Source organism: Streptomyces macrolidinus (assembly GCF_023887685.1).
In the GTDB taxonomy this organism is placed as follows: Bacteria; Actinomycetota; Actinomycetes; order Streptomycetales; family Streptomycetaceae; genus Streptomyces; species Streptomyces macrolidinus.
The window spans coordinates 79,635-91,720 of the sequence record NZ_JAMWMR010000014.1 but is presented as its reverse complement, the minus strand read 5'-3'; the positions used below and the strand labels follow the sequence as shown (position 1 = coordinate 91,720).

The 12,086-nt window shown below is 73.5% G+C and carries 9 protein-coding genes; 8 read left to right on the top strand and 1 reads right to left on the bottom strand.

The genetic code is table 11. The features are described 5' to 3' along the window. Positions 1-332: 332 nt before the first annotated feature. From NGF19_RS17230 to NGF19_RS17220, 3 genes are all read left to right on the top strand, one after another. Positions 333-1,565 (top strand): TIGR04053 family radical SAM/SPASM domain-containing protein, encoded by a 1,233-nt coding sequence (locus NGF19_RS17230; RefSeq protein WP_252425829.1) that lies wholly within the window; start codon positions 333-335, stop codon positions 1,563-1,565. 101 nt (positions 1,566-1,666) lie between these two features. After that, on the top strand, positions 1,667-2,113 hold the full coding sequence (locus NGF19_RS17225; RefSeq protein WP_252425828.1) for a hypothetical protein: 447 nt from the start codon (positions 1,667-1,669) through the stop codon (positions 2,111-2,113). Positions 2,114-2,461: 348 nt separating this feature from the next. Continuing rightward, complete coding sequence (locus tag NGF19_RS17220) at positions 2,462-3,637, top strand: MFS transporter (protein ID WP_252425882.1); 1,176 nt, start codon at positions 2,462-2,464, stop codon at positions 3,635-3,637. Here the strand turns inward: NGF19_RS17220 and NGF19_RS17215 are convergent, their stop codons facing one another. Next, positions 3,638-4,972, bottom strand: a complete 1,335-nt coding sequence (locus tag NGF19_RS17215) for an MFS transporter (protein ID WP_252425827.1) — start codon at positions 4,970-4,972, stop codon at positions 3,638-3,640. A 106-nt stretch (positions 4,973-5,078) separates the two neighbouring features. Between NGF19_RS17215 and NGF19_RS17210 the strand changes: the two genes are divergently transcribed. The 5 genes from NGF19_RS17210 to NGF19_RS17190 all read left to right on the top strand — a co-directional run bounded on the left by NGF19_RS17210 (position 5,079) and on the right by NGF19_RS17190 (position 11,928). Then, positions 5,079-5,774, top strand: a complete 696-nt coding sequence (locus NGF19_RS17210; RefSeq protein ID WP_252425826.1) for an ArsR/SmtB family transcription factor — start codon at positions 5,079-5,081, stop codon at positions 5,772-5,774. Between the two features lie 163 nt (positions 5,775-5,937). Beyond that, on the top strand, positions 5,938-7,206 hold the full coding sequence (locus NGF19_RS17205; RefSeq protein WP_252425825.1) for an MFS transporter: 1,269 nt from the start codon (positions 5,938-5,940) through the stop codon (positions 7,204-7,206). Between the two features lie 277 nt (positions 7,207-7,483). Further along, complete coding sequence (locus NGF19_RS17200; RefSeq protein ID WP_252425881.1) at positions 7,484-8,869, top strand: diaminobutyrate--2-oxoglutarate transaminase family protein; 1,386 nt, start codon at positions 7,484-7,486, stop codon at positions 8,867-8,869. A gap of 128 nt (positions 8,870-8,997) precedes the next feature. Continuing rightward, positions 8,998-10,974 (top strand): IucA/IucC family protein, encoded by a 1,977-nt coding sequence (locus NGF19_RS17195; protein WP_372505669.1) that lies wholly within the window; start codon positions 8,998-9,000, stop codon positions 10,972-10,974. A gap of 39 nt (positions 10,975-11,013) precedes the next feature. Beyond that, positions 11,014-11,928 (top strand): GNAT family N-acetyltransferase, encoded by a 915-nt coding sequence (locus NGF19_RS17190; RefSeq protein WP_252425824.1) that lies wholly within the window; start codon positions 11,014-11,016, stop codon positions 11,926-11,928. Positions 11,929-12,086: the final 158 nt, after the last annotated feature.

Sequence of the window (12,086 nt, the reverse complement as noted above, 5' to 3'; positions counted from 1 at the left end):
GCGCGCCGGCCGGGCGGCATGTGCCATCCGGTCGGCCCTAGCCCGCCCGCGACACCAGGGACCTTCGGCCCACCGGCCTAGGGAAGTTCGGCCGCCGCGCCGGGTGCCACCGATGCCGGAAGCTTGCAGACGACTGATCCGGAGGTGACCCGTGTACGAACGCACCGAGCGCCCGCGCGGCTGTCTTCCTCGTCGTCCCCCGCAGCGGGCGCCCCGCACGGTCCGGACCAGTCATCGTCCGGCCGCCTGCCACGTCTGCCCTGACTCTCGGGCGGCCGGACGTACGACGCACACCCATATGGGACGGAGGACCCGGTGAGACGGAGGACCCGGTGAGCGGTGCGCGAGCCATCCGCCGACAGCACCAGAACGTCGCGGACAAGCCGTTCATCGTCATCTGGGAGTCCACGCGCGCCTGCCCGCTGGCCTGCGTGCACTGCCGCGCCGAGGCCGTGCCCGGCCGCGACCCGCGCGAGCTGGACACCGCTGCCGCGCAGGACCTGCTGCGCCAGGTCGCCGCGTTCGGGCAGCCCGCCCCGATCTTCGTGATCACCGGTGGCGACCCGTTCCAGCGCCCCGATCTGAACGAGCTGATCGCGTACGGCGAGGAGGCGGGGGTCCGCGTCGCCGTGTCCCCCTCCGGCACGCCCACCCTCACCCGGGACCGGCTGCGGGCCGTGCACGAGGCGGGCGCGGTCGGGCTCTCGCTCAGCCTGGACGGTTCCACCGCCGAGCTGCACGACGGATTCCGCGGGGTGAGCGGGGTCTACCGCTGGACCCTGGACGCCTGGGACACCGCCCGCGCACTCGGGATGAAGGTGCAGATCAACACCACGGTCGCCCGTCACAACCTCCATGACCTCCCCGACATCGCCCGCCTGGTCCTCGACCACGGCGCGATGCTGTGGAGCGTCTTCTTCCTGGTGCCGACCGGGCGCGGCCGTCAGCTCGGCACGCTCACCCCGGCCGAGGTCGAGGACGTCCTGAACTTCGTGTACGACGTCGGCCTGACCGTGCCCGCCAAGACGACCGAGGCCCACCACTTCCGCCGCGTCGCACTCCAGCGCAAGGTCCTGTCGGACGCCGGTGAGGACCATGTCGCGGTACTGGGGCTCGGCCCGCTCTACCGGCAACTGCGCGATCGCAGCGCCGAGTCGGGCCTCGCCTCCGGAGGGCGCCGGGCACGTCGGCCACCGCTGGACGTCAACGCGGGCCGCGGCTTCGTCTTCGTCTCGCACACCGGGACCGTGCACCCCAGCGGCTTCCTGCCGCTCGGCGCGGGCAGCGTGCGCGAGACGCCGCTGACCGAGATCTACCGCACCTCGGAGCTGTTCACCGGACTCCGGGACGCCGACCGGCTGGGCGGCCGGTGCGGGGCCTGCGAGTTCCGCCGGGTCTGCGGCGGCTCCCGCTCGCGCGCCTACGGCGTCACCGGGGACCCGTACGCCGAGGAACCGTGGTGCGGCTACCGGCCCGGGAGCTTCCCCCACCAGAGCGAGCTGGCCCCGCTGCTGGCCGACGGCCTCGCCGCGGCGCGGACCGGACGGCCGCCGGAAGCCGGGTGACCAGCGGCTCGGCAGGCCCCGCGGTCGGCGGTGGCGCCCGTCCCGGTACGCTCGAACAGTTCGGTTGGAGGGCCCGTGCGGCCCGGTGGAGGTAAGCAGCGGTGGGTACCGTCGGTCTCTGGTCCCTGGTGCGGTTCCTCCATGTCGCCGGGGCCGTGCTGTGGGTCGGCGGGCAGCTCGCCCTGAGTCTTGTGGTGCTGCCACTGGCCCGGCGGATGCTCTCGGCCAAGGACAGGGACGGCTTCGCGTCCGCGGCCGGGCGCCGGTTCGGACTGCTGACCGGGGCGGTGTTCCTGCCGGTGCAGCTGGCCACGGGGTGGGCCATGGCCTGGCACCGGGGCGTCACCTGGGCCTCGCTCGCCGACCCCGGCTACGGGCGCACACTGGCCGCCAAGCTCGTCCTGTTTCTGCTGGTCATGCTGGCCGCAGCCGCGCACGGCGTCGCGTACGCCAAGGGTCGCCCGAAGACGGCCCGAGTCCTGGCCATGGCGTCGCTGGTCGGCTCGCTGGGCGTCGTCCTGCTCGCCGCCGCGCTGCCCGTCACCTGACCGGCGAGCACCTCAACTCCCTTGCTGGCCCTGTCTGTTGGTGATCCCGGGCCGGGGGCCGTTCGGATGGAAACCGGGGACTGCCGGGTCGGGTGGTCGGGCCGGACGGCCCACCCCGCGCGGGCGTCCCGCTGTCGATAGTGGCTTCGGGCCACCGGCATATGGTCGGCGGGCCTGCGGCCCCGGGCCCATGATCGGGGCCGCCCCACCGTGCGTACGACAGGGGAGGGCGGCATGCTTCAGCCGTCTGCAGAGCGGGACCCGGAACCAGACCAGGGCCGGGGCCAGGACCAGGGTCACGGCCAGGACCAGGCCTTGGGCGACTCCGTGCCGGGGCGGGCCTGGCTGATGCTGGCGCTGGCGACCGTGGGCTTCGCGGTCAACTTCTGGGCCTGGGCGCTGCTCAGCCCGCTCGGCCCCCGGTTCAAGGACAGCCTGGACCTGACCTCGTTCCAGCAGTCGCTGCTGGTGGCGGTGCCGGTCGTGGTCGGCTCCCTCGGCCGTGTCCCGGTCGGCGCGCTGACCGACCGCTTCGGCGGGCGGGTGATGTTCCCCTGGGTCACCGCGGCCACCATCGTGCCCGTCCTCTACCTCGGCCTCGCCGGGCACTCCTCACTCACCGCGCTGCTGGTCGGGGGCTTCTTCCTCGGCATCGGCGGCACCGCCTTCTCGGTGGGCGTACCCGTCGTGAACGCCTGGTTCCCGCCGCGGCGGCGCGGCATGGCCATCGGTGTCTTCGGCATGGGCATGGGCGGCACCGCCATCAGCGCGCTGACCACCGTCAAGCTGGTCGACGCGCACGGGATGAGGACCCCGTTCCTGCTCACCGCCGGGGTCCTCGCGGCGTACGCGGTCCTCGCGGCGCTGCTGCTGCGCGACGCGCCCGGCAGGACCGTACCCACCGAGCCGCTGGGCCGCCGCCTGGCCGCCACCGCGAGGCTCGGGATCACCTGGCAGGCGTCGGCCCTGTACGCGGTGGCCTTCGGCGGCTATGTCGCCTTCTCCGTCTACCTGCCCACGTACCTGAAGACGGGTTACGGACTGACACAGGCGGACGCGGCGAACCGCATGGCCGGCTTCGTGCTGCTGGCGGTCGCGATGCGCCCGGTCGGCGGCTGGCTGTCGGACCGCGTGGGGCCGGTGCGGGTGCTGGCCGGGGCGCTGGCCGCGGTGCTCGCCGGGGCCTTCGTCCAGTCGTTCACCCCGGCGCTGGCGCCGGTCGGCACGATCGCGTTCCTCGTGATGGCCGCCGCGCTCGGCGCGGGCAGCGGCGCGGTGTTCGCCCTGGTGGCGCTGCTGGCCCCGGCGAACACGGTCGGCTCGGTCACCGGGGTCGTCGGCGCGGCGGGCGGCCTCGGCGGGTTCGTCCCGCCGCTGGTGATGGGCTCGCTGTACGGCGCGTACGGTTCGTACGCGGTCGGGCTCGTCCTGCTCGCGCTGGTGGCCGCGGCGGCGCTGGCCTTCACAGGGACCGGGGTACGGCATACGGTGACGCGGCGGGTGCCCGCACGCGCCGCGCACTGATCAGGCGGGCCGGTGTTCGGTGATCCAGCGGGCGGCGAGGAGGCCGGACCCGGCGGTGAGGACGGCGGCGGCGACCACGGTGGCGTTCAGCCCCAGGGTGTCGGCGAGGACACCGGCCACGAGGGCTCCCGCGGCGTAGCCGATGTCGCGCCAGAAGCGGTAGGTGCCCAGCGCGTTGGCCCGCCAGGTGGGGTGGGCGTGGTCGGAGATCGAGGCGATCAGCGCCGGGTAGACGAGGGCGGTGCCGACACCGAGCGCCACCGCCGACAGGACGCCCGCGAGCAGCGGTGTGTCCAGCAGGGCGAGGGCGAGGACGAAGCCACCGGCCTGGACGAACATGCCGGTGACGATGAGCGGCTTGCGGCCGATACGGTCCGCGAGGTGACCGGTGGCGATCTGCCCGACGCCCCACAGCAACGGGTACAGGCCCTTGATCAGACCGACGGCGGCCAGCCCCAGGCCGTGGTCGGTGAACAGCAGCGGGAAGACACCCCATGTCAGGCCGTCGTTGAGGTTGTTGACCAGACCGGCCTGGCTGGCACCGCGCAGCGAGCGGTCGTGCCATGAGGTCCGCGTGAACGTCCGGGCGAGGCCCATGGGCTGCTCGGCGGTGGCGGTTGCGGCGGTGGTGATGGCGGTGGCGGTGGTGGCGGTCGGTTTCGGGTGCTGGGTCAGCTCCAGCGCGACATGGGCGGCGGTGTCGCGCACGACCAGGGACAGACCGAGGCCCGCGGCCACGAACACGACACCGATGAGTTCGGGCGCGGGGCGCAGGCCGTAGGCGGTGGCGAGGTAGCCCGTGAACAGGGCGGTGGCGCCGACAGCGACGTAACCGGCGGCCTCGTTCAGCCCGGTGGCGAGCCCGCGACGGGCGGGGCCGACCAGGTCGATCTTCATGTTGACGGTCATCGACCAGGTCAGGCCCTGGTTGACGCCGAGCAGCACATTGGCCGCGACGATCCATCCCCACGACGGCGCCCAGGCGAGCGCGAACGGCACGGGGATGCCGACGAGCCAGCCCGCCACGAGGAGCTGCTTGCGGCGGAAGCGGGCGGTCAGCGCTCCCGCGGCCAGGTTCGTCAGGGCCTTGGTGACACCGAAGGCGACGATGAAGGAGAAGACGGCCAGGCCGCTGGTCAGCCCGAAGACCTCGGCGCCGATCAACGGGACGGTGGTGCGCTCCAGGCCGACCAGGCCGCCCACACAGACGTTGACGACGACGAGCAGCGTGAACTGCGGCCAGTTCTCCCGCAGTCCGAGCCGTACGGGTGGTCTGTCCCGTGGGGCTGCGGCGGGGTCCGGCGTCGATGTCGGGTGGTCGGCGGTGATGCCCACGGTGGTCCTCCGGAACGCGGCACAGGAACGACGAAGAGGGATGTGGGCCCCCGCGCCCTGCTCTACAATATTCCATGGAATTGTGGAGGAGTGGAGGCGGGTTCGTATGACGGAGATCGGCGACCGGCACGCGAAGGCACGGCTGTACGAGGCCTTCGCGGCCAGCGGCAAGGCGCTGGCCAGCGGGAAGCGCCTGGAACTGCTGGACCTGCTGGCCCAGGGAGAGCGCACCGTCGACGCCCTGGCCAAGGCGGCCGAGCTGAACCTGACGACCGCCTCCGCACACCTGCAGACGCTCAAACAGGCCGGGTTCGTCGCCACCCGCCGTGAGGGCACGCGAGTGCACTACCGCCTCGCCGGGGACGACGTAGCCCACCTGCTCGCACTGCTGCGCAGGGTCGCCGAGACCCATCAGGCCGCCGTACCCGTCGCCCGAGACGCCTACCTCGGCGAGGACGACGGGCGGGAGGTCAGCCGCGAGGACCTGCACGCGCGCGTACGGGCCGGGGACGTGGTGGTGCTGGACGTACGCCCGGCGGACGAGTACCGGGCCGGTCACATCCCCGGCGCCCGCTCCATCCCGGTGGGCGAACTGGCCGAGCGGATCGACGAGTTGCCCGAGGACACCGAGATCGTCGTGTACTGCCGCGGTGAGTACTGTGTCCTCGCCCACGACGCGGTGCGCCTGCTGACCGACCTGGGCCGCCGCGCGATCCGACTGGACGACGGCATGCTCGAATGGCGCCTGGCCGACCTGCCCGTGGCCATCGGCCTGCCCAGGGCCGCCGGGGAGCCGGTCTGAGGGCGCGCGCCGGGTGCGGCGGCGCGTATCCGCCCGCTGCGTGAACCGCCGCGCCCCGACCCTTGTACCGCCCTGACCCTTGTACCGCCCCGACCTCGGCCGGTCCGCCCCGCGCGGACCGGCCGAGCCCGACGCGGCCCCGGCCGCCGTGCAAAGGAGCACCGTGACGAGCACCGCCCCCGCGACCGCCGGTATATCGGCCCATCCAGAGGCCCAACGCCGCACCCTGACCGTCCTCGTCGCCTCCCAGGTCCTCAGCGGCGCCGGACTGGCGGCGGGCATCACCGTCGGTGCCCTGCTCGCCCAGGACGTGCTCCACTCCACCGACCTGGCCGGACTGCCCAGCGCCCTGTTCACCGCCGGGTCAGCGCTCGCCGCCCTCGCGGTGGGCCGCGTCTCCCAGGCGCACGGCCGCCGCCCTGGGCTCGCCGCCGGATACTTCACCGGCGCCCTCGGCAGCGTCGGCGTCATCGCCGCCGCCGCGCTCGGCAGCCCCGTCCTGCTGTTCCTCGCCCTGTTCGTCTACGGCGCCGGTACCGCCACCAATCTCCAGGCCCGCTACGCCGGGGCCGACCTCGCCGCCCCCGCCCATCGCGCCCGCGCCCTCTCCACCGTCCTGGTCGCCACCACTCTCGGCGGTGTCATCGGCCCCAACCTCGCCGCCCCCACCGGCGACCTCGCCGTGACCCTCGGCATCCCCCGTCTGGCCGGGCCCTTCCTCCTCGCGGGCGCCGCCTACTTCCTGGCCGCCGCGGTCCTGTTCCTCTGGCTGCGCCCCGACCCTCTCCTGCTCGCCCGCGCCCAGCAGGAGGCGGCGCCCGCCCCCATCTCGGTGACCGAACCCACCTCGGCGGCCGACCCGGTCGCGGCGGCCGAACAGCGGCGCCCCGGCGTGGTGTTGGGCGCGCTGGTGATGATCGTCACCCAGCTCGTCATGGCCGCGATCATGACGATGACCCCCGTCCATATGCACGACCACGGCCATGGCACCGCCGCCTCCGGCCTCGTCATCGCCGTCCATGTCGGCTCGATGTACCTTCCCTCCCCGCTCACCGGCTGGCTCGTCGACCGCTACGGCCGTCTCGCCGTCGCCGCCGCCTCCGGTCTCACCCTGCTGGCAGCCGGGATCGTCGCCGCCGCCGCACCGGCCGACTCCGTCGCGCTACTGGCGCTCGCGCTCGCCCTGTTGGGCCTCGGCTGGAACTTCGGTCTGCTGTCCGGCACCGCGATCATCACCGACGCCGTACCTCTGGCCACCCGGGCCAGGACCCAGGGCCTGGTGGACGTCTCCATCGCGATCGCGGGCGCCACCGGGGGTCTGGCCTCCGGCATGGTCGTGTCCGCCGCGAGCTATCCGGTCCTCGCCCTGACCGGCGGCGTCCTCTCCCTGGCGGTCCTGCCCGCCATCGCGGTCACGGCACACCGCCGCTGACGGGCCGGGACCTCGGCCGACCCGTCGACTGGGCGCTCGGCTGGATCTTCGGCCAGGCCTTCGGCTGGATCTTCCGTTCACGTTCACCCGCTTCCCCCGGGCGTCGACGTCGTTGGTAGGTACGGGGTGCCTGCCTGCCGTCCAGGCTCTGCCCCGCGCCCCATCGCCCCTGGAGAGCGGGAGGACCTACGTCGTGACCGTGACGGAGACCGCGGCGGTGCCGCACGAGGGCGAACCGGAAGGGCGCGCGGAAGCGGCGGGGGAGCGCGGGGCGCGCGTGACGGCGGAGAGAACCGAGGTCCCGTACGCTGCGCAGGACGGCATCCTGCGGCGGCAGTCGGCGCGGGAGTCCGCGGCGCGCACCTATGCGCGTGCCCTGCCCATCGTGCCCGTGCGGGCGCGCGGGCTCACCATCGAGGGTGCCGACGGACGCCGTTACCTCGACTGCCTCTCCGGCGCGGGCACGCTCGCCCTCGGCCACAACCACCCCGTGGTCCTGGAGGCGATCCGCGACGTCCTCGACTCCGGTGCCCCGCTGCACGTCCTGGACCTGGCCACCCCGGTCAAGGACGCCTTCATCACCGAGCTGTTCCGGACGCTGCCACCCGGCCTCGCCGACCACGCGCGCGTGCAGTTCTGCGGACCGGCGGGGACCGACGCCGTCGAGGCCGCGCTCAAGCTGGTGCGCACGGCGACCGGCCGCAGCGGGATCCTCGCCTTCACCGGGGCGTACCACGGGATGACCGCCGGAGCCCTCGAAGCGTCCGGCGGCGCGACCGACGTCCGCGTGACCCGGCTGCCCTACCCGCAGGACTACCGCTGCCCGTTCGGGATCGGCGGTGAGTACGGCGCCGAACTCGCCGCCCGCTGGACCGAGTCGGTGCTCGACGACGCCAAGTCGGGCGTACCACGACCCGCCGGGATGATCCTCGAACCGGTCCAGGGCGAGGGCGGCGTGCACCCCGCCCCCGACGCATGGCTGCGCCGTATGCGGCAGATCACCGAGGCCCGGTCGATCCCGCTGATCGCGGACGAGGTGCAGACCGGCGTGGGCCGCACGGGCCGCTTCTGGGCGGTCGAGCACAGCGGCGCGGTGCCCGACGTGATGGTGCTCTCCAAGGCGATCGGCGGCAGTCTGCCCCTCGCCGTCGTCGTCTACCACGAGGACCTCGACGTCTGGCGACCCGGCGCCCACGCGGGCACGTTCCGCGGCAACCAACTCGCCATGGCCGCGGGCGCGGCCACCCTCGCCTATGTACGGGAGAACAACCTCGCCGAGCGCGCCGCCGCGCTGGGCACCCGCATGATGGCCCAACTCCGCTCACTCGCCGCCGAGTTCCCCTGCATCGGGGACGTACGCGGCCGGGGCCTTATGATCGGCGTCGAACTGGTCGACCCCGAGGCGGAACCCGAACCGGCCCTCCCGAACGAAGAGTTGGCGGGTCCCGAAGCCGCTGGTCCGCGTCCCGCCGCGCCCGACCTGGCCGCCGCGGTGCAACGGGAATGTCTGCGGCGCGGCCTGATCGTGGAGTTGGGCGGTCGGCACGCGAGCGTGGTGCGGTTGCTGCCGCCGCTGACGATCAGTGACGAGCAGGCGACCGCGGTCCTGGACCGGCTCGCGGACGCCGTGGCAGCGGTGGCCCACAGGCCCGCACGCCCCTGAGCCCACGCACACACCACCGCCCTCCGCCCAAGCTTCCACACCCGTACCGCCCCGCACCCGTACTGCCCCGCACCCGTACCGCCCGGTCCGTCGCGCGACGAGCCGGAACGACCTCGCAAGGAACGCCCTTGAACGCCACCCCCACCCCCGACGGCGGCCCTCACCTCCCCACCCGAGAACCCGACCCCGCACCGACCGCCGCCGCCCCGGTACCGGAACGCGACACCGTCCCCCGGCAGCAGGCCGCGTCCCCCGAGGTGGCGCCCCTGCGCGGCGCCACCGTCGACCCCCTGGAAGACGCGGACCCATGGACGGCGGCCCAGGCCGCGACCCTGGAGAACCTCCTGCGCTGCTGGGTACGCGAGAACGACCTCGCGGCCCCCGCCGACAGCACACTCCGCATCCCCCTCCCCGCCAGCGGTACGACCCTCCACGTACCGGTCCACTACTGGTCCCCGACCGGCTGGCACCGCTTCGGCTCACCCCGCCTGGCCACACCGGAGCCGACCCCGCCCGTGGACGCGACAATGCTGGCGGCACTCCTGGCCCGGGAGACAGAGCCGAAGACCGAGGCGACGGTGACGGAGGCGGAGGCGGAGACCGAGCCGAAGACACCGGACCACCACGCCACCCCGGCCGCCCCACCCGCCCACCACACCGAACTGGTGAGCCGCGTCGCCGACTCCCTCCGTCTCACCGCGGTCTTCATCACCGACCGCCGAGCACACCCCACGGACGGAACCGATCTCTTCCTCACCGCGGAACAGGCGCTGCTGCTCGGCCACCCGACGCACCCCACGGCCAAGAGCCGCGAGGGCCTCTCCGACGCCGAGGTCCGGCGCTACTCACCCGAACTGCGCGGCCACTTCCCGCTGCACTGGATGGCCGTCGCCCCCTCGGTGGTCGCGGCCGACTCGGCCTGGACGGAAGGCGGCCGTCACGTGCCCGCGGGCCGACTGACCGAACGGCTCGCGGGCCCCGGCCTCGCGGTGCCGGACGGCTTCACGGCGCTGCCGCTGCACCCCTGGCAGGCACGCGAGATCCAGCAACGCCCCGAGGCCGCCGCCCTCCTGGACGCCGGGCTGCTCCGAGACCTCGGCTCACACGGCGACTCCTGGCACCCCACCTCCTCCGTCCGCACCGTCCATCAGCCGGGCGCCCCGGTGATGTTGAAACTGTCACTGGGCCTGCGCATCACCAACTCCCGCCGTGAGCACCTCCGTAAGGAACTCCACCGAGGCGTCGAGGTGCACCGCCTGCTGCGCCGAGGACTCGGCAAGCAGTGGCGGGCCGCGCACCCCGGCTTCGACATCGTCCGCGATCCGGCCTGGGTCGCCGTCGACGGCCTGGACGGCACTCCGGTGACCGGCCTGGACGTGATGATCCGCCACAACCCGTTCGCCCCGACGGACGACGCCTCCTGCATCGCGGCACTGGTCTCGCCCCGAGCCGGTGCCCGCCCCGCCGGACCGCACCACCGAGCCCCGCACTCCCGCCTCGCCGAGATCGTCACCCGCCTCGCGGGACGCACCGGCCGACCCCGCGGCGCCGTCGCCACCGAGTGGTTCCTGCGCTACCTCGAACAGGTCGTCCGCCCCGTGCTCTGGCTGGACGCGGAGGCGGGCATCGCCCTGGAGGCACACCAGCAGAACACTCTGCTCCTGCTGGACTCCGAGGGCTGGCCCGCGGGCGGTCGCTTCCGGGACAACCAGGGCTACTACTTCCGTGAGTCCCACCACGCGGAACTCGATGCCCGGCTGCCCGGCATCGGCGCGCACAGCGACACCTTCGTATCCGACGAGGTCACCGACGAACGCTTCGCCTACTACCTCGGCATCAACAACGTGTTCGGCCTGATCGGCGCCTTCGGCTCCCAACGTCTCGCCGACGAACGGCTGTTGCTCGCCGCGTTCCGCCGCTTCCTCACCGATGCCGCCACCGGCCCCGGCCGTCTGCGCACACCCCTGCCCGCCCGCCTGCTCGACTCACCCGTCCTGCGCTGCAAGGCCAATCTGCTGACCCGGCTGCACGGCCTCGACGAACTCGTCGGCCCGGTGGACACCCAGTCCGTCTACGTCACCCTCACCAACCCCCTTCATTCCTGAGGAACATGTCCCATCCCGTCTCCTGAGAGGAGCGTCGCCGTGCCTCCCACCGACGCGAGCCCCGACGCCGGCACCGCCTCCGCCCACGCCACGGAGCGCGACACCGGCACCGGCTCCGGACCGGATGCCGGACCGAGTGCCGGACCAGGCGCCGGGCCGGGTGCCCGACCGACTCCCGGACCCGGATCGAGCCGAGGCCCGCGGTCCGGCTCGGACTGCGAGGACACCCTCGACCTGAAGCTGCCGGAAGAGTTCATGGCCCTGTGCGCGGGGGGAGAGGCGGACCGGCGCGCCGCCGCCCCGGCCACCACGGTCACGCGTCCACCCCGAGCGACCGCCTCCTCTCCCGACGTCCCCTGGGACGACGACCTCCTCGACTGCCTCGCCGACTGGGGCACGATCGCCACCCCGGCAGGCGACTTCCGCCTCGCTCCCGTGGATCCCCGCCGCGATCTCCCACTCGTCGCCCGCTGGATGAACGACCCCGCCGTCGCGGTCTTCTGGGACCTGGCGGGAGACGAGTCGGTGACCGAGCGGCACCTGCGCGCGCAACACTCCGGTGACGGACGCAGCATCCCCTGCCTCGGCGTCCTGGACGGCACACCGATGAGCTACTGGGAGATCTACCGGGCGGACCTCGACCCCTTGGCCCGCCACTATCCGGCGCGTCCCCATGACACCGGGATCCACCTGCTCATCGGCGGTGTCGCCGACCGCGGGCGCGGCCTCGGCTCCACCCTGCTGCGTAACGTCGCCGACCTCGTCCTGGACCGGCGTCCTTCCTGCGCGCGCGTCATCGCGGAACCCGACCTTCGCAACACCCCCTCCATCGCCGCGTTCCTGAGCGCCGGCTTCCGGTTCTCCGCCGAGGTCGACCTGCCCGACAAGCGAGCCGCCCTGATGGTCCGAGACCGGTCCCTGCGCCATCTGCTCCAGCGCTATCACTCTCCGTAACGAGCCGCGTACGGTGCGGGTTCCCGAGAACGAAGAAATTCCCACGCCGATTTCGATCGCAAGCCCCACCAGTAGCGCCCCGCGCCCCACAAGACCGCCCCGACCTCCGCGCTCCCCATGAGCGCACCACGAGCCCCGGCGTCGATGCCCCAGTTGTC